Raw genomic sequence first — 19,097 nt, 5'->3', positions numbered from 1 at the left:
TGGCAGGAGGAAGATGACCCGATCATCGGCACGATTGTTGATGTCCACGCAAACCTGAGTCACGACGACGCTACGGTCGGCCGGTCACGCGCTGCACCATCGCGTAGAGCACCGACATCTGCAAGCCGCTCTTGAGCGCGTAGTTCGGGTCGTATTGATTGGAGTAGCCCCACCAGTCGAAGCATGCATTCGGGTTGGTCGGCCCCGGCGCAGATGACGCAATCGTGTCGGGATACACGACCACGAGATTGTTCGTGTCGGCCCATTCGTTGATGCCGGCCTCGGTGACCCAGCGATTTCCGATCAGTGATGCCTCTTGCAGACAGCCGTGCAGAGCGAGCACGAATCCGCACGTGTTCCCGTGCGCGCAGGCCTTGGGAACAAAAACGCTGCCTGTCGAGCTCATCGAAAGGTCTGGGGAAGCCCCGAACTCCGTTTGATCGAATGCAGACAGCGTCCCCGACAGCTTTCCGTTGTTGCGCGGGTTCAATGGGCCGAGGAACATCGTCAGCCACGTTTCTACTGAATCGTAGACTGCGCCATTTGCCGAGCAGCGCACCATGTAGGGACTTCCGAGCGTGCCGCATGCAAGTTCGCCATCGGGCGATTCCCAGCCGTGCTCGGCGGGAAACGTGTTGTCGAAATGAACGTTGGCACCATAGCGTTGGTATTCCGAATTGAGGTCGGCCATCTCGAGCGGATTGACCACCTCGTCTTGCGTGCCGGACCAGAGGTAAACGGGCTGTCCACGCAGATTCGTCGCCGGGTCGATGGTGCCGAGGGACGATTGCGCGTCAAGATACGCCTCGGCTTCAGTCAGCGTGCTGTGGTACGACGCCTGATTCGACGGAAGGGTCAAGCCGCCACAGTTTGCCAACGCTGTCGCGGCTCCACCGGCGCCAGCACACCAGTACACGCCGCCAGCGTAGACCGCGGCCCCTTTGAAGGTGGAAGAGTGGGCAACGTGCATCTGCACTGCCGCGAAACCGCCGGACGAAATACCCGCGACGAAGACCTTCGTCGGGTCGATCTGATAGCGCTGAAGTTTTGTGCTCTTGGACGCGGCCGACGCCTTCGCCTGTGCAGAGGCTTCCAATGCAGTGGCATCCGTACTGGCCGAAGCTCCACCACCCCCGCACCCGGCGAAGCCAATCGTTAACACGGCTGCCGCAGCTAACCGCAGGCCCAACGCCATCGTCGTCATCGTCGTCTCCACGTCAGAGCACCATTAAATTAGTGACATCGCTCCGCCCTTCGAACTACTGCCGTCTCTGCTTCCGCCTAAGACTCGATGATTGCGGCGTGCGATGCGTGCCTTGATACGCCGAAAGAGCAAAAATCGGTCCTGTAACGTTTACGATCGCAATAATTGGCTACCGTAATCTCGTGTATTTCCGTGTCGGCCTTTTTTTCAGGCTGCGCGACGTACGCGGCCGACGATTAGGAGGCGATGTTTATAGGTGACTTCAAAGTCATCAAACAGGATTCGCCAGTGGTGACGCATGCGGTATGCATCTGACAAAATCGATAGAAGAATATTAAGAAAAAAATGGAGGCAGCTTGCGGACAGTCGAATATCGCTTTTGCACCATTTGGCGCATCGAAGCGCCATTACCACTCGTTTGGGCGGCAATTCGGGATTCGGCGCGCTGGCCCGAGTGGTGGAATAACGTCGAGCGCGTCGACCAGATAGAGGCGGGTTCCGATAAGGGGGTGGGCGCGGTACAACGCTATACGTGGAAAGGTTGGTTGCCCTATCGCCTTGTGTTCGACATGCGGGTGACGCGCGTCGACCCGTTCTTTGCGTTGGAGGGAGAAGCCTGTGGCGACGTCGAGGGTGCCGGGCGGTGGAGCTTTTCGACCGACGGACGCAACCTTACCGTCGTCCGCTATGACTGGTGCGTGCATACGAACCGCGCATGGATGAATGCTTTGGCGCCATTGTTGCGGCCGGTTTTTCAATGGAACCACGATGCGGTGATGCGCGAGGGCGGCGCGGCGCTGGCTCGGCGGCTGGACGCTCGGCTCCTTGGCGTCGAGCATGGGTGAAGCTGGCGCGGCAATGGATTGAACGCTGTGCAACGTTTCCGCTTTGCCTCGATGGCATCTCTTGCCATCGAGGTAGAGTATGTAAGCGACGACGCGTTTTCGGCGTAGCCCTCCGTGCCGCTTGCCTTGATGGACATCGATCAACCCCGAATAAGTCGGCAACGACCCCAGCCCGCAGTCACCGAGTGGCGCAATACGACTCGATCGCGCCACTCGGTGGTCCTTTCTTACTGTCCGCTCGCGCTGCGGCATGAGCCGTTCGTCAACGGCTCATCGCGAAAGTTGCTATTCGCAGGGGCACTCCGAACGACGTCCGGCGCCTTGCAATGGACCTCTGCTTCGTCCGGCTCGATAGCGGCACTGAGGCCGGCTTCCGATCTGGCGTAGCGTTGGAACATAGCAAGAAGTTCTGGACGCAACCCATCACCGCGTTGCGCTACAAGTGCATGAAGCGAGAGAAATGGCAACATGGTTTTACTCCAGCGGATCGCGCCAGCAATGCCGCGCTAGCCGCACTCAGACCGTTTTGATCAGTCCCAGTTGAGTGAGAGCCGTCACTCCGTCATCGAGACCGAGCTCTTCGACGATTCGGCCGTCCTTCAGACGCAACACCGTGGTGCCGGTAAAGCGCATCTTGCGGCCCGTCGCTGCCGGTAGCGCTCCGGCGAGGAAGTCGCTGAAAGCCGGGCCCGTATGCGTGCCGCCGCCTTCCCATTGACCGACGACGTAGTCGCCTTCAGCAATGAGCTCGGCAGCGCCCCAGAAATTGAGGTCCGGGAAAGCTGCGCGGAAATCGGTCATGAACGCCTTGATGTCTTCGCGGCCGCGGCGCGGCTCGTGCAGCGAATACTTGAGCAGCATGTCCGGCGCGGCGATCTCGTCGACGATACTGAGATTGCAATTCTCACCCCAGAAGCTCGTGAACCAGCGGCCTACGATCGCCTTGTTGTCATCTTGCTTCGACATGTTCGACTCCTTCCTGATCCTGATAGACGGCGAAGCCCAATTGCTCCGCTTGGAATCGACGATATCGATCGACGTGTCCCCCTGCCACCCGTTTCTTGCGGTGAAATTCGAATGAGGCTGCTCCGCTCAAAAGCCACACGGATTGCTACAGCAAGAAACGGATCGAAAGGAGCCATCGAGCGATTTATTGTCAATCTCGCGGAAGGCGCTTTTTGTACTCCACAAGCGCAAACGCGATAGGGGCTCCGCACGAGCACGGCATGCATGGTCTTCGATGACGCGTGTCGGCAGTGGCGAGTCGCATCCGACGGATGAGGATCACATCATGCAACTGTTTCTGAGTCGCCTCGAGTCGCCGCTCGGCGACATCCTGCTTGTCACAGATGCTCAGCAGACGATACGTGCGCTCGATTTCGCCGACCATAGGGCGCACCTGCATCGCGGCTTGCGCGAACACTACGGCGCGCTCGCATTGCTCGACGCCTGTGCGCCGTCGGGAATTGCTCAAGCCATTGCCCGCTATTTCCTGGGCGAGTTGAATGCGCTCGACGGCCTGCTAACGGCCACGGCGGGCTCTGACCTGCAACGCAGAGTATGGGCCGCGCTGCGCCGCATTCCCGTGGGCACCACCGCGACTTACCGCCAGCTCGCGAGGGATCTGGGCCTCAACGACCCGCGGGCAGCCATCGACATCGGCGTGGCCAATGGCGCCAATCCGATCGCCATCGTCGTGCCGTGCCATCGGGTGATCGCCAGCAATGGCGATCTCAAGGGCTACGCGTGGGGCCCCAACAGAAAGCGCTGGCTGCTCGAACATGAGAAGGCGATACCGCCGCGGTCCCACAGTCCGCAGACTATGAGGCTTCCTGGGTTCTGACTCTTGCTCATCCGATGGATGCTCAGTTGGCAAGGCAGAAGTCGGCTGTGTCGCGACGCGAAGTGCGACGGATGAGCATTTCGTCCACGTTTTCGACGCCGAGAAAATGCATTGCTATTCGGCGTCGATGCATGCCGTGACTGGCCAACCGGGCATGCTCGGCAGATTGAGTCCGTCAGGAAAAGTTCGATGAGATATTCTCAATATGATCCTCGAGATAACCCGCCGCATGCGCCCCTCGCAGGCCGTCGGCGCCGAGCGCCGCTGTGCTTGCAGCAACATGGGCGGCGCCGTTGCGCGCGAAGCCTGCCGCTGCTGCGATTTTGTCTGCTGTCGTAGCGTCGCCGGGCGCATTGGCGGCCGCATGTTCGAACGCAGAAAGCTTTGTCATATTCTCAGCGGTTGCCGGCAGCTTACGTAGCGCCTGTCCTTTCTCGCCGCCGGACTCACTCACGACCTTCGGAGAAACACCGGTCGTCATGCCAAAGATTTTTTTGGCCATATCCTGCACTTGACCGACAGTGTGTGGGGGTCGCTGCAGGGCGCCTAACTGCGGGTGCGCAGGGGCGTTGCTCGACGCCGAGCCGAGATGGCCCTGTTGGCTGGAGCTGGGCTCCTCCGACGCAGACGTATTTTGGGGCACTGTGCTGCTCGAGATTCTATCCAGTGGCATTTTTGAGTTCCTTGAATCGGTTGACGTAGGTGCGGGAACGATATTTCCCGTGATGCCTGGACGCCCCCTGGAGCCGGCGCTAGCTCGCCTATGGCGAAACGCGGCCGACGCGTATAGGACGTAGGTCAATCTTGAGCGATGCAACCGAATTCGGCCCCAGCGGCGCGAAGTTCGAGCCGAGGAAGCGAACCGTCACGACGGGTTTCCGAGCATTGACACGTCCAATCTTCACGCGGTCGGTCCCGCCAATGGAGCCTGCTTAGCCGAGCTCGTTCGGCCCGCTTTTAATTGATTGCTTACCTACTCTGGTGATGAAGCCTATTTGATTTTTCAGTTACACGTACTCACGTAAGGACGCGCTCGTCTTATATTTGGCGCTGACCGGTCAAAGTCTCTGCAACCTCCGCCAAATCAACGGCTGGTAACTTTCGATAATTAAAATAACATCTCGCATGTACCGACGGTATTTCAAAGTCGGGGGCTCGTCAGCGACTGCAATACGTGGCCGCCCAACAAGCAATGCGATCTCGCCGCGGAATTCGCCTTCTTCGAGCAACCCAAAGATAAGGTCGCGGCCAACGTGTCATCGAACCCCTATCCTTATGGCGCAGGGGAGATCGGGCTGAAAGCGACGCTACGATCTCCTCCGGAAAGAAATTGCGTCTCGCGGATAGTGCCTCGATACGACACGCGCCAACAGGCGAGCGCCGATTTCCGGCGGAATGCCACCGATGCAACCCAAGCGAACGGACGTAATGTGTTGTCTGCGGGGGATAGAAAGATGGGCGAGACAAGCGCATTCACTCCCACTGGGCTTTCGCGCTACGTACCGCGGCACCTGTTGACGTCGGGCGAGTGCGAGCGCCCGGGTGCTCGCGATTTCGAAGGCGTCGCCATGATGGTGGACATCGCGGGCTTTACCGAGCTCACGGAAACATTCGCGCGCGAAGGGGTAGCGGGAGCGGAACGCCTGTCAGGAATTCTTGACCGCTACTTCGGCAGAATGACCGGAATCGCGATCGCGTACGGTGGTGATGTTCTGGATTTCGCGGGCGACGCCATTCGAGTGATCTGGGAATACGGCACGACACCGAATGAGGAAGCGCGGCTCGCCGTGCACTGCGGCTTGACACTTCAACGTGCGCTACCTGAAATCATTGCGGAAACCGGCGTGCAAATGCGTCAACGGGTCTCGCTTGCAGAGGGCAAACTCACGCATCTGACGGTCGGAGGATTCGGTGGAAAGTGGTTTAGCCTTACCGCAGGCCGTCCAGTGGCCGAGGCGGCTGCAGCCAATCATAAGGGTGGCGCGGACGAGGTAGTCGTATGTGAATCCTTGTGGAGCAAGGTAAGAGGACATTTTGACGCTCGACCGCTGCTTGGCGGTGGTGCTGCAATCACGGAAGAACGCGACCCCGTATTGATGCCATTAGCGCCACCCTCTGCGCTCAGTCCGCCACTTGGGATGCTGGAAAGCTTTCTCGGTCGACACTTTCTTGAACGCGTGCGCATGGGTGGCGGCCGTTGGTTAGGAGAATTTAGAAACATCACCGCGTTATTTATCGGCTTGTCCGGCGTCGATTGCTCCCGCGACCACGCGCTGAACCCTCTGCAAGCCGCAGTAGAGTGCACGCAAAGGATCCATGAGCGTTTTGGCGGCATACTTGCCGAGCTTTCAGCGGATGACAAAGGGGTTACGGTACTCTCGGTATTTGGTTTGCCGCTGATGGCACACGAGGATGACGCAGTTCGCGCGGTAGCCGCGGCGCGCGCGCTTGCTGACGCAATGTGCGAGCGCGACATTGCGGTGAGCATCGGCATCGCCTCGGGCGTGGCTTTTTACGCAGACCGCGGCGGCAATGAGCGCCGCCATGCGGGACTGACGGGAGGGGTAGTGAACCGCGCCGCGCGGCTCATGACCGCTGCGCAAGGCGGCACACTGTGCGATAAGTCAACGCGCGATGCCGCCGCGCGCGAGTTTCAATTCGAGGCGCGTGACGCTGTTCCGGCTAAGGGATTCGCCGAAGTCGTCGCCGTGTGGCAACCGCGGGCAGGCGTGGCGTATGCGGGACATCCATTCGCGGGTGTATCTGTCGGCCGCGACGTGGAAGCCCAACAATTATCGATCGCGCTCGATCGGGTGATGGCCGGCCACGGCGACGTTATCTCGTTGTGTGGTGAGGCAGGCCTCGGCAAGACACGACTCATCGCGGATTTGGCTACACGGGCGCGTGAGCGAGGGATGTTAGTCATTTGGAGCGCCGGTTTCGCAGTGGAATCGATGTCGGTTCATTATGTTTGGCGACACATCCTCGAACAGCTGCTTTCCGGCGGAGGCAGGTTCGACCCGGCACAGGCGGGCCGTGTCGCCGCCAATCTCGTTGCGGACGACGAATGCCTGACTTCGTGGCTGCCACTGCTTAACGACATCCTGCCGTTCCAATTCATCGATACCGAAGTCACGCAGGAGATGGTCGGCCACGCGCGTGCCAAGGGCTTACGAATGCTCGTTACGGCACTGGCTTCGCGCACATCCCATGACATGCCCATATTGCTGATCGCCGATGATTTGCACTGGTTCGACAGCGCGTCGGCGACGTTGCTTTTGGAGCTCGCGGTCGCGCGACCACCGGGTCTCTTACTGCTGGCCGCCACCAGGCCTCTCGACGATTCCTCCGCTGTCGAGGCGCATGGCGTCGTGCACGAATCGCGTCGCATTTGCCTATCTGGCCTGACGCGCGAGGCGTTAGGCACGTTGATAGCCGACCGTCTAGGTGCGGCTGAGGTGACGCACGAACTTCTGGATTTCGTAGCGAAACGCACTGAGGGGAATCCTTTCTATGCCGAAGAGGTCGTTTTGGCGCTTCACGTCTCGGGCTATATCGAAGTGACAGACGGTGTTGCAACGTTCAGCGCCGAGGCCGCTAGCGAGGCCAATGTCTCGTTGCCTGAGGGATTGCGCGGCGTTATCGTCAGCCGACTCGATGCGCTTGGCGCCGCTGAGCAGCTCATGTTGAAGATCGCGGCCGTCATTGGGCAAGAGTTTTCACTGAAAATGCTATGCGATCTTTATCCTGGCGATAGAGGCATGGCCGACCTCAAAAAATTGGCACGGGGGCTCGACCATGAAGACGTCATTTACCCCGTAGGTGAAGACTACCTCGCAGGTGACGAGGGTGACCGCTACCGTTTCAAGCACGTATTGCTGCAGGACGCGGTGTACGAAATGCTGCCGTACGCGCTCCGGCAAGAACTGCATCGCGATATCGCCGGCTGGGTCGAACGCAACGAATCGCACAATCTCGAGCCCCACTTCGCAGCACTGGCGTCCCATTGGGAACGCGCACTCAACATTCCAACTGCCGTCACGTACCTCGAGAAGTCTGCAGAGCTTTCATTGAAGCACTATGCGAACCGTGATGCCGTCAGGCAGGCGGACCGGGCACTCAGGCTTGCGAACGAGCACAACTTGCCGCCCGATCGAGCGCGCGAGATGCGCTGCGAGGCGATTCTCGGCGAAGGCTATAACGAATTGTTTCAGTATGGTGCGGCAAAGCTTCACTTCAATCGCGCGCTGGTGTGCGCCGGCCGACGGGTGCCGCGTTTCGCCACTGTGATGATCTTGGACGTTGCCTGGCAATTGACCCAACAATTGAGTGCGCGTGCGGGTCTGACGCGCGGCCGGAGCGCAAACCCGCTGCTGCCCCGGATCTCGCAGATTCATGAGAGGCTCAGTGAAATCGCTTACTTCAACAGCGGACAACTGTCTCTTCTGCATTCGACGCTGACGTCTCTCAATCTTGCCGAACGCTCAGGAAGCGTGCGTGAAACGGTGAAAGGCTTCGCTGCCATGGCGATCGGGTTCGCCGGTTCGGGCCAACGCTGGCTATCACAAGTCTATAACCAGCGCTCACTGGCGTTGGCCGCGGAACAGGGTGGAATCGACGATATCGCCTACGCTAACGTAGTGAGCGGCGTCTACTGGGCGGCAGATGCCCGCTGGGAACAGGCCGTGGCGTGTCTGACTTACTCGGCTTCACTCTATGTGCGCCTCGGCGCCATCGAGCGTTGGCAGCAATCGATTGCAGGCCTGTGCGCCGTTGCTCTGGCGCGAGGGCAATTGGCGGATGCAGAGGAATGGCTGGACAAGTTGCGTCCTGTACGCCATGACACGCCGGCACAAATTGCGGCTTACCTGTATGGCTTCGATACCTGCCTCGCCTTGGCGAGAGGACGTCGATTGCAGGAACTTGTGAAGAGCCTGGGCAAGATCATGGGTGCACGCGAATTAGCGCAGTTTGACCGAATATTCTGCCAAGGATTGATCGCAGCCTCCTATTGGCGACTAGGCGATCACACGCGCGCTATCGAGTCGGCTCGGGCGGGCCTCGACACGTTATCGGCGGGCGTGCCCGTGGCGTGGTACATCACCGACGGCATCGCTGGTATTGCGCAAACGCTAATCGATGCGTCGGCGTGCGGATTGGCCAGCTGGCGCGAGGCGCACCATGCGTGTCGTATTCTCGCGCACTATGCGCGCGCCACGAAGGCGGCGGCGCCGCGAGCGGCGTTGCTGGCGGGCCGAATGGCGGCAGCCCGACATGATGGACGTCGCGCAGTCGCATGCTGGCGTAAAGGGCTCGCGGCCGCACGCGCGCTCGGCGCCGGCTATGACGAGGTGTTGCTACTGTACGAACTCGGCAACCACAGTCCGCACGGTAGCGCCGAGCGAACCGAATTTCTGGAGCAGGCGCGTGTTCGACACGAACGTATTGGAGCGCCGCTAGCGCGCGCCTAAGAACATCGCCGAAGTTCCAGCATCGAAAGATCGACACCGCTTAGCGGTCAGTCTCCCCCTTGATCGCGCACGGATATCCACTAATCGCACGCGAAGCCTGCATGCCGCCCATGACGGCCGCCTCCACACAACCGGCATTCAAGCCCGTCTTGAGCCAATCGCCTGCGAGATAAAGATTGCTGAAACCGGAGGCATCACTCGCTAGCCGGTGCTGTGTGCTACCCACGACCGACAGCACGTAACGATCGGAAGGGTTCACGTTTGCACGCCAATACTGTGCGTCGAAACGCGCTTCTCCGCTGTTGTTATCCGGGTCGATCAATGCTTGCCAATCGAACGAGTCTTCCGTCGCCACAGCGGGCCATAAATTGAACGCTTGCTGGCGCAGTTGGCCAAGCGCCCCCAGTTTCACTGTTCCCGTGCAACGTGCGAGGAAATCGGTTTCGGTATGAGGCGGAACATCCGGCATGCGCATGGGACTGCAAAAATAAGAAACGTTTTGCGGAGCGTGACCCGCAGGCCAGACCTCCCGAATCAACAATTGATTCATCGGCGTCGAGGTGTCGAAGGGCTCGCTGAACGAGCTCAATACAGGATCCTCTGCTTCGGAGCCGAAAGCCGCCCAGCCGAGTTCTCGCAGGCTCTTGTTCAGCCATACTTGATAGGCCCGAGTCGCGGTTGTCTTGACGTTATCGCTGGTCGCTTTGAGGGGGGGGCTTTTCTCGAGGAGCTTCTGGCAGACTTGCGGCAGCGAGCCTATCGACAGACCGAAGACGACTTGATCAAAATCCACTCCGCGCTTTAGCTGCTTGACCGGCAGCGGCCGGCCAAAGTGCGCCTCGTAAATTTGCGCCCAATCACTCCAGTGGGATTCCAGGTTCACATCGTTGGCTTGCAGCAAGCGCGCCTGATCTGTGTCGATCTGCCCATAGTTCGGGTAGCTCGGCCAACACGCCAAATCGGCGACATCGATCAGAGGGTTGTATTCCGTCATGCCGTCTGCAAGGGCCACCTGCTGGGTCATCACGATTTCACCCACGCCATCGCCGTCGGGAATCAGTGTCTCGACTTTGTGGAAGAACTGGAAATTCACGCCACGCTGCTTCAAGACCTGATACAGCGGCGTGAACACGGTGTCGCCCATACCGGCCTGCATTTTCCAGATGAAGCCGCCGTGATAACCGATAGCGATCCGCAGGATGCCTCGCAACATCGTTCCGGCCTCGATGTTCGGGCGGCTGGTGTCTCCATCGAGATAAGCAAACACCAAGTCATAGAATCCCCGGACCGGCGCAGAATCGATCGTGTAGTCTTGGTTGGCGCCGTGCTTGCGCAACCAATCGCGAAATTCGATGTCGTTGATGACGTCGAAGCCGTTGAGCAAGACGCCGTCGGCCTGCATACCGATCAGGCTCGTGACGGCCAGATCAATGGAAATGAAGAAGCGCCTCGCTTCGTCGTCACTGTCCAGTAGATGTTCGACACGCTGGAGTAAAGAATCCTGGATTGTCCGCAACGCGCCCAACAGCGATTCGTGATTCGGCTTTTCCAGGAAATGGAACGCTTCGGGCACGTGCTTCAAGAGACCCAGGAAGCCCTCCCAAAAAGGTCCGAGCCCCTTGGCGTCCTTCTCAGGCTCCGCTTTAGCGGCATCGGATATACATTGGTCGAGACCTTTCAACCATTGCCGAATCCACGCTGTCAGCGTCGTCACTACTTTCTCAAATGTTATTTCCTCGTTGTGCTCGCCGGGATCGCCCGGTTTCTCCGGTATCTGAATTGGCCAGAACTTATAACCCTCTCCGATGCTCTCCGTGAGCACAATGTAATTCTGCGGCTTAAAGGCGTCCTGCCAGGTCGCGAGGGGCGCAGAGGCGGGTCGGTTCAGAGCGCCGTAGGCTTTTTTCATGAGGGCGAAGCCGTTGTCGTAGAAGCCGAACCACATATGCAAGCCATGCTCTTCGATGCGCTGCCCCAACCTGGCGTTGCGCCCGCTCGCACATTTCCCACCCAAGCGCCACCCCATTTGGTAAACGGTGATGTCGTATCGGTCTTGCCAATTGGGCTGGTCGGTCAGATAAAACGCGGCGGTCATCGCGCCCGGGCCTCCGCCGAGAATGGCGATTTTCTGCGGGCTCGTTGCGGCGGCTTCGAGTAGTTCTTCGCCTTCAGTGACGGTGAAGTCCATCTTGATGTGGAACGGCAGCAATACAGGCTGAGTACCGAGCTCAAGACCCAGCGTCTCATCCAGCCGAAAGGTATCAAACTTATGCACCGTGCACGCATAGGTATAGCCAAGCAACTCGGCTTCATACACTTTGTCGATTACCGCAGGCGCGACGACAACTGCCTGGTATACGGCCTTGACGCCACTTGCGTCCGGGAACTGCTTTAGAAATAGTTGATCGATGCGCGGTCGTAAAAGCAGGGATTCGAAGTCCTGGAGCCCTGCTTCGTCAAGCGCAAATAGATCCGGTTCCGAGCGAAGAATCTTCAAACCCTCACGTATCACATCGAAAAACCCTGACACTGGCTGATGCGTTTTTCCCGTATCGGTTGCTGCTATCTCAATCAGAGGATGGACGTCGAGCTGTGTTTCCGGGCTGTAGGGTTCCCAGCCTTCGCAGGAGATCTTGAATGCCAGCGGATCGTCTCCCGGTTCCGGCATGCTGAGTTGACAGATATTTTTTGGATACCCAAAGATTTCACGGCCTATGGAAATCGCCATAGGCACGTCGACCCAGGTATAAGACGGGTAAAGAAAGACACGATGCAGTTTTGTGTTGCCGTCATTCTCCTCGACTTGCCCAACAAGGATCCAGGGAATGATGTCGCATTCCTTGCCCCACCCTTTGTTGTAGTCCGCGGGGAAGCTCGATTGGGCATGCTCCACGCGCGTGAACGTCAGCATGATGTACGGCGACAGTGCGCGGAAAGTCATCCGATTAGCGGCAACCCGATTGAGTGTAGCGTCGACGGTTTCCTGCAACTTCTCCAAGTCTCCTTTGATGAAAAAGCCATACATATCGGATGCGTTGAGGTGCATCGGCGTATGTTGCAATGGAGAGCCGCTGGTATAGATGTACGCCGGATATTCCGCCATTTTTCTCGCTCCTCCAAGGCCCCAAGAATTGGGAAAGGCCGACGATCGTCCAGATATCTCGTTGGTCTTGAGTCAGTTCCCGATGCCGTCGTTAATCGTCGGGCCAGCCGGCAGTACGCACTAGCGGCCGATTGCCAAATCTGTTTTAGCACACGATGCCGCTTGCCGAGCAACACGGCGTAGCTTTCCGGGGTTTTGGCGGGCGCCAAGCCTGCAGATGCGTAATCCAGTCCGCAGGGATGATCGCCACGATGGCGGAACGATCGGCAGCGCCCTCCAGGTCTCGAGGCAGCGCAACTCGCAGTGGCCGTGGTCGAAAGCGCTTATGGCTTGGCGGAAATGGCATGGATGATTATCACCAACGTGGTATGGGCTCGGCGCCGATGAAAAACCATACTACCCGCAACACCCTCTGCGAAACACGTTTGAAGGCATTCTCTTTCGTCGACCGCGCGCATTTCCGATCTCCGATTGTCTGGCAAATGCATTGATCGACACTGCCTTTTCGCAGATCCGGTCACCTCCCCCCGCCAAGTCGCCAGACCATTCCAATGCACATGACGGACATCCGTCGTGGTAGTGCGCGTCGCCAAGACACGTGCGCGCTTCACTCGACGTGCGAGCTCGGCCAACCTCACTCGGGCAGCGCGCACGCGTTTTTTGTGGGTCCGGCGCAATGAGTCAGACGCCGGTTGTTTCGATAGGAGGCTCTCATGAAGACAGTTTGTGTACTGGTTGGCGGCTTGCTCTGCGTGTCGGCATGGCAAGCGTATGCAGCCGATGCCAGTGGAAATTCACAGGCCGCGACGGCGGATGTCGTGAACAATGCCGAAGGCCCGGTAGGCAGCGCAGGCACGATGTCGGGAGGGCCTTCCGCAAACGTCGGGAAGACCCGGGCCGACGTCTACCAGGATCTCGTCAGGTCGCAAACCGATGGCGAAGCCGCGCGCATACGCGACTTCTACAAGGGCCAATGATCGTGCCGGCTGAAACGCCACCGGCCGCGTTCCGACATAGTCAAGACGGTCATGCGGCTCGATTCCGCGAGTCTTCCGGGGCAGGGTAACCCGGCCGGCCCCGGCGCACGGAGCGGCGGCCCATAGCAGCACTCGGACAGGCGGGCGTGCCGTCTGTCCGGGCCCGGCCGCCAGAAAATGCGCGAAATGAATGCCTGATCGCCCTAACGCTCCGAGCGTGATTTATCGTCCACCAATCTGCGCGTAATGAGCTGGATCAGAAAGGCCGCAAACTCAGGGTCCTGATAGTAGAAGCGCATGGCCTCCATGGCCGACATCGAAAGCAATTCGCAGTCGGACTCGCAGCGCGCCGTGCACGTGCGCCGATGATCGGCCGAAAACAAGCCGATTTCGCCCACTATCGTGCCGGGGCTCACTTCGATCCCGATTTCCTGCAGCCGGATCCTTCCGCGCACCAGGTAATAGAGCGCATCGCTCGCGTCGTCCTTATGGAACAGCACGTCACCGGGCTTGAAGCGACAGGGCATCATCGAAGCGAACAACCGCCGCACCGAGAGGTCCCCGTTGAGCGCCTGATGCCATTGCTGGTCTCCGACCTTGTCGAGCCGCATCGCCGCGACGCTCGCCTGACCACGGCTATTCACGTTGAGCGCCTTGTAGACCGTGTACAAATGGACCTTCACGGTCCCCTCGGTGATCTTGAGTCGGCGCGCGATCGCCTTGTTCGACTCGCCGCGTGCGGCGAGTGCCAGGACTTCGATTTGCCGCGGCGTCAGCACAGCGCGCGTGGCCGGAGCCGACGCGTCGGGCGTCACCTCGGGGGGCGCGGCGGGCTGGGCTTCACCGGCCGCGAGCGAGAGCCATTCGGGCGACAGTCGGATGCCACCCGCCAGCGCCGCGCGAAGCGCGTTCATCAATTCGGCGGCCGACTCCGATTTGTCGACGCAGCTGTTGACCCCCGCCCCCGTGAAGTGCTCGACGCCGGCGCGGGCGATGACGCCGAGCAGCGCGACGACCGGCAAGTCGGGCTTGCGTTGTCGCGCCGCTGCAAACGCCACGAGCGCCTCGTCGACGTTATCGCCATCGAGGACGAGAAGATCTACGCCAGACGTGACGTCGGACTGGCTCTCCCCGTAATCGGCGCATTTCACTTCGGCGTCCGCGGCCAACTCCGCGACGACACGCGCGAGGCCATCGCGAAACAGCCCGGGAGGGGCAATCAGGAGAATACGCATGAGCTACGGCTGCATCCCTTAGTGTTCGTGGCCGGATTGCGAGCACCTCGTCCATTGCGCGCGCAGGGCCAATCGTCTGACGTTAAATTCGCAAGCAACGGTCGATGTTAGCGATTTTCTACGCTGCCGCGAGCTCGCGCAATGACCATTCGCCACCCCATGAATCGCTGCTACGACGGATAAGCGAGCCTTGCAGAATTGAATAATTCCGCGACGTCAATTCTTTGATTCGAAGGCGCGTCAAACCCCGTCCTTAAGGAAAACTTCAGGCCGCGGCGTCGAATCTGCAACCGATGCAAACGATTCCGGTTGTGCCGTAAAAGACCGAGCGACCGCCAAGCACGCGGCTGTGCCGTTGTAGTGACGCCAGTGACCGCTATCACCAAAAGCATATCGACCTGAACTGCGCCTAACGCTCACACTGGTTTGCATAGTGTTCGTCGGTCAACGCCCTACCTCATACCCGTGGCATCGCTGCACCCTCTTGCCTAAGCCCCCGTTGCTATCAAGGACCGCATTCGGCTTTCCCATCCCGCACGCTCCCAACTCGATTCGCGAGCGCGTGGGCCACTCGCAGAAGGAGCTTCAAATGGTACGAAACGCCTCTTCCCTGTACGCGATTCCGCACTCCGAGCACAAGCTCGCCCCTGGTGCGGCACCGATCGGCGCCGCCTCGCCGGACACGACTCTCCTCGTCAGTATTCGCGTACGCTCGCAACAGGACTCGCTGCCGGCAGGGGCGGGAGCCATGTCCACCACGCCTCCACGGGCGCGCCACTATCTTTCGCGCGAAGCGTTCGCCGAACGCTACGGTGCGTCCGAAGCAGATCTCGAGCGCGTCAAGGCCTATGCCACCGCGCAAGGGCTCACGATCATGGAAAGCAGCCCCGCGCGCAGGACGGTGGTCGTCTCCGGCACGGTGGCCGCAATCAACAAGGCGTTCTCAGTCGAGCTGCAGCAGTATCACACGGCGAAAGCGACCTATATCGGCCATACAGGGTCTGCGAGCGTGCCGGCGGACCTCGGCGCCATTGTCGAAAGCGTGCATGGCCTCGATACGCGCCCGCTCGCGGCGCCGATGACGCGCCAGGCGCAAGGCAGCCAGGGGATCACGTCGCTCCTGCCGGCACAGGTCGCGCAGCTCTATGAGTTCCCGACCCATTCCGCGGCGGGCGTCACGATCGGCATTCTGGAGTTCGGTGGCGGCTACCGCGAGAGCGATATCCAGACGTGGTTCACGAACGTCGCCAAATTGCCGGTGCCCGCCGTTTCTTTTGTCGGCATCGACGGCGCGACCAATTCACCGGGCGTCGACACGGGTTCCGACACGGAAGTGATGCTCGACATCGCCGTTGCCGGCTCGGTCGCGCCAGGGGCGAAGATCGTTGTTTACTTCGCACCGAATACCGGCCAAGGATGGGTGGATGCCTTCACGACCGCCATTCACGATACGACCAACAAGCCCGCGGTGCTGTCGATCAGCTGGGGCGGCAACGAAAGCGGCTGGGGGAGCACGATCAACACGATGAGCCAGGTGATCGCCGAAGCTGCGCCGCTCGGTGTCACGCTGTTCGCGTCCTCCGGCGATAGCGGGTCGGAGAACCCCGCGGAGGTCTCGTACCCGGCGTCGGATCCAGGCATCACTGCGTGTGGTGGAACAACGATCTCCAACGTGTCCGGCTCGTCGTTCACGCAGACGGCCTGGTCGGGAAGCGGCGGCGGCGTGAGCAGCGCATTTGCCCTGCCGTCGTGGCAATCGTGGGCGCGCGTTCCGCCATCGGTTAATCCAAAAGGGCATGTCGGCCGTGGCGTGCCGGATGTCGCGGGGAACGCGGATCCGTCGAGTGGTTACCCGCTCATCCTGAATGGCCAGTCAATCGGCGCGTGGGGCGGCACGAGCGCCGTCGCGCCGCTCTATGCGGGGCTGACCGCGGTGCTGGGCGCTCAGCTTGGCGCGCCGCTCGGCTTCCTCAATCAGAATCTTTACTCGTCCGAGGGGCCGTATGTGTTCGACGACGTGACGTCGGGCTCCAATGGGTCGTACAACGCAGGGCCGGGCTGGGATGCAGTGACGGGTCTCGGCAGCATCAATGGATCGCCGCTCAGCAGCGCGCTGATGGGAATCGGTCTGCCGCCGGCGCTGGCGGTCTACGACAACGCGCTGTTCATGGCGTGGAAAGGCATCGAGTTCGACGATCGCATCTTCTTCACGACCAGCAACGGCTCGGCGTGGGCGCCGCAGACGCTCGTACCGGGAGTCGCGACGAGCGCGGGTGTCGCGCTCGCGGTATTTGGCAACCTGCTGTACATGGCGTGGAAGGGGGAGGACTTCGACCAGGGGATCTGGTGGTCCACTTTCGATGGAAAGAACTGGGCGCCCCAGAAAGAGGTCTCCGGCGTTGCCACCAGCACCGGCCCGCGCCTCGCCGTTTTTGCCAACAAGCTCTACATGGCGTGGAAAGGGATGGAGGACGACCAGCGCCTGTGGTGGTCGAGCTTCGACGGCTCGACGTGGGCCCCGCAGCAGGAGATCCCGGGTGTCGCGAGCGCCGTGGGGCCGGCGATCGCAGCATACGATGGTGCGCTGTTCGCCATCTGGAAGGGCGAATTCGGCGATCCCGGCATCTACTATTCGACGTTCAACGGCAGCAGTTGGGCGCCGCAAAAGCTGGTCGCCGGCACGGGCACCAGCGAGGGACCTTCCCTCGCCGTGTACAACGGCCAACTGATCGCGGCCTGGAAGGGAGAGTTCAGCGATCAAAGGCTCTGGTATGCGAGCTTCAACGGCAGCAGTTGGACACCGCAAAAGCAGATCCCGGGCGTCCTCAGTAGTATCGGGCCGAGTATCGCGACATTCGGGAACCGAGTGTTTGCCGCATGGAAGGGCATGACCGGCGACGAGCGGATCTGGTGGACGACCTATAACGGGGCCACGTGGGCCGCCCAGCAAATCGTTCCCGGCGTGGGCACAAGCACGGACCTGGATGAAACAAACAAGGCCGGGCCGGAAGCTGTAGCGGGGGCTGCCGCTGGCAGCATTTGACGAAGCGCCTTAAGGGATCGCAGCCGCTACGCAAGCGCGCTTCGATCCCTTTGGGGGGCTCGCGCTCGGGCGACCGTGTCGCTGGCTGTATCGTTCAAGCAGGACCGCTCCGCATCAGGGCTGCGAGCTGGCCACCAGCAGTTGCGCGGTCGATGCGCTTAGCGCCATCGAGTCGGCCTGCGTTGACTCTATCGCGGCACCGAGCTTGCGGGCATGTTCGAAGACCGCTTCGTCGGAAAGCGGATCGTCGGCGAAGCGGGCGTCGTCGTCGAGCATGATCAGATGCGTCGATGCAATGTCAAGCAAGCTGGACTCCGTGCCTGCCGAGTTCGCTGCGCGGTCGGCCAGTTGTGCGCTCATCGCCGCGACGTCGCCCTTCAAAGTCGGTGTTGTGGACTGCTTTTCCTTCCATGCTTCCATCGCGGCGATATACGCACCCAGCACGCCGAACCGGTCGGCTTCGACCAGATCGGGTGAAGAGACGATCTCAGTCTTCAGTTGCCGAAAGTCGTATTCCGCCGCGGCTGTTTCACCGACCACCAGTTTCTTGCGCGTTTCGATCCATCTTGCGTGAAAGGGCATGCTGGCCAGCGTGGCATACGACTCGTCGATCAGCGTTTTGCGATATTCGAGCGCGAGGACGAGGTAATCAATGTCGTCCACGCTCGCCATCGCACCATTGTCGTTCCTGCGCTGCAACCTGCCGTCCCTCACCTCGAACTGGTCAACATCCGTGCCTGCACCGGCAAGGACTCGATAGCCGCTCTCGATGAGCGCATCGCCGTCGTAGATGCCGAAACGCGTCGAGACGCCGTCCGAGCCCAGCAGCGAGCTGAGACGCTTCACCATGTCGATGCCGGACTTCGCCACGAGCCCGACAGACGCACCACCGACTGCCTCGGCAGCGTCCCCGACGAGGTCGAGCATGCCGCGCGCAAAGCTGCTATCCGACACACGACACAACGCAGCGAAAAGCGTCACGCCGCCGGCCTTCAGCGGCACGTCCTTCACGACGTAGGTGTTGAGGACCGCAATGCTGCCTGTCCCAGCGGTTGCCTTGCCTTCACGCAGCGGTGCGCGGATTCTGTCGTAGTTGAGGATGAACGGCACCTCGCGCTCTTCAAGACCGTAGCGGTAACGTAGGAAGCACGTGCACATGGGCAGATACGCGTTGACATAGTTGCCGGCCTCAGCCAGCCGCATCTCGGCAATGCGCACACTGAAGTAGCTGGCCTCGGGCGCGAAGCGGTCGCCGCGCAGACGCGCCGCACGCGGGTCGTCGCTGTCTTCCGGCGCCTTGTACGTGCAGTCCAGGTTGCGCCGGTTCGGCACGCTAAACGTGCTGTGTGACAATTTAGCGAGGAAGGAAGACATGG

The 19,097-nt window shown here is 60.4% G+C and carries 12 protein-coding genes; 6 read left to right on the top strand and 6 right to left on the bottom strand.

Annotated features, from left to right (window positions below):
* Window positions 1-70 precede the first annotated feature (70 nt).
* Window positions 71-1,204: an extracellular catalytic domain type 2 short-chain-length polyhydroxyalkanoate depolymerase gene (locus FAZ95_RS26985; protein ID WP_137335554.1), complete on the bottom strand. Its 1,134-nt coding sequence runs from the start codon at window positions 1,202-1,204 to the stop codon at window positions 71-73.
* A gap of 356 nt (window positions 1,205-1,560) precedes the next feature.
* On the opposite strand from FAZ95_RS26985, the gene FAZ95_RS26980 reads away from it, so the two are divergent.
* Window positions 1,561-2,049 (top strand): SRPBCC family protein, encoded by a 489-nt coding sequence (locus FAZ95_RS26980; RefSeq protein WP_137335553.1) that lies wholly within the window; start codon window positions 1,561-1,563, stop codon window positions 2,047-2,049.
* 516 nt (window positions 2,050-2,565) lie between these two features.
* Here FAZ95_RS26980 and FAZ95_RS26970 read toward each other — a convergent pair.
* Entirely contained in the window at window positions 2,566-3,015 is a 450-nt protein-coding gene (locus tag FAZ95_RS26970) for an ester cyclase (protein ID WP_137335551.1), read from the bottom strand.
* A gap of 325 nt (window positions 3,016-3,340) precedes the next feature.
* Here FAZ95_RS26970 and FAZ95_RS26965 point away from each other — a divergent pair, with 325 nt between their 5' ends.
* Window positions 3,341-3,892: a methylated-DNA--[protein]-cysteine S-methyltransferase gene (locus FAZ95_RS26965; RefSeq protein WP_137335550.1), complete on the top strand. Its 552-nt coding sequence runs from the start codon at window positions 3,341-3,343 to the stop codon at window positions 3,890-3,892.
* A 175-nt stretch (window positions 3,893-4,067) separates the two neighbouring features.
* Here the strand turns inward: FAZ95_RS26965 and FAZ95_RS26960 are convergent, their stop codons facing one another.
* Window positions 4,068-4,394 (bottom strand): hypothetical protein, encoded by a 327-nt coding sequence (locus FAZ95_RS26960; RefSeq protein ID WP_137335549.1) that lies wholly within the window; start codon window positions 4,392-4,394, stop codon window positions 4,068-4,070.
* 952 nt (window positions 4,395-5,346) lie between these two features.
* Between FAZ95_RS26960 and FAZ95_RS26955 the strand changes: the two genes are divergently transcribed.
* Window positions 5,347-9,363, top strand: a complete 4,017-nt coding sequence (locus FAZ95_RS26955) for an AAA family ATPase (protein ID WP_137335548.1) — start codon at window positions 5,347-5,349, stop codon at window positions 9,361-9,363.
* Window positions 9,364-9,403: 40 nt separating this feature from the next.
* On the opposite strand, the gene FAZ95_RS26950 is transcribed toward FAZ95_RS26955, so the two are convergent.
* Window positions 9,404-12,466 carry an NAD(P)-binding protein gene (locus FAZ95_RS26950; protein WP_137335547.1) on the bottom strand — a complete coding sequence of 1,021 codons (3,063 nt, stop codon included), beginning with the start codon at window positions 12,464-12,466 and terminating at the stop codon, window positions 9,404-9,406.
* A 344-nt stretch (window positions 12,467-12,810) separates the two neighbouring features.
* Between FAZ95_RS26950 and FAZ95_RS39525 the strand changes: the two genes are divergently transcribed.
* Window positions 12,811-12,957 carry a hypothetical protein gene (locus FAZ95_RS39525; protein WP_175425775.1) on the top strand — a complete coding sequence of 49 codons (147 nt, stop codon included), beginning with the start codon at window positions 12,811-12,813 and terminating at the stop codon, window positions 12,955-12,957.
* 222 nt (window positions 12,958-13,179) lie between these two features.
* A complete protein-coding gene (locus tag FAZ95_RS26945; protein ID WP_137335546.1) occupies window positions 13,180-13,443 on the top strand; it encodes a hypothetical protein in 264 nt (87 codons plus the stop codon).
* 203 nt (window positions 13,444-13,646) lie between these two features.
* Here FAZ95_RS26945 and FAZ95_RS26940 read toward each other — a convergent pair whose 3' ends face one another.
* Complete coding sequence (locus FAZ95_RS26940) at window positions 13,647-14,678, bottom strand: LuxR C-terminal-related transcriptional regulator (protein WP_137335545.1); 1,032 nt, start codon at window positions 14,676-14,678, stop codon at window positions 13,647-13,649.
* Window positions 14,679-15,267: 589 nt separating this feature from the next.
* Between FAZ95_RS26940 and FAZ95_RS26935 the strand changes: the two genes are divergently transcribed.
* On the top strand, window positions 15,268-17,721 hold the full coding sequence (locus tag FAZ95_RS26935) for a S53 family peptidase (RefSeq protein WP_137335544.1): 2,454 nt from the start codon (window positions 15,268-15,270) through the stop codon (window positions 17,719-17,721).
* 114 nt (window positions 17,722-17,835) lie between these two features.
* On the opposite strand, the gene FAZ95_RS26930 is transcribed toward FAZ95_RS26935, so the two are convergent.
* The gene (locus tag FAZ95_RS26930) at window positions 17,836-19,095 is read right to left on the bottom strand and encodes a hypothetical protein (RefSeq protein ID WP_137335543.1); all 1,260 of its coding nucleotides are present in this window, start codon (window positions 19,093-19,095) and stop codon (window positions 17,836-17,838) included.
* Window positions 19,096-19,097: the final 2 nt, after the last annotated feature.

The sequence above is a fragment of the Trinickia violacea genome, assembly GCF_005280735.1.
Classification (GTDB): Bacteria; Pseudomonadota; Gammaproteobacteria; order Burkholderiales; family Burkholderiaceae; genus Trinickia_A; species Trinickia_A violacea.
Note: the sequence above shows the minus strand (reverse complement) of the source record. Positions and strands in the feature narration are given on the sequence as shown.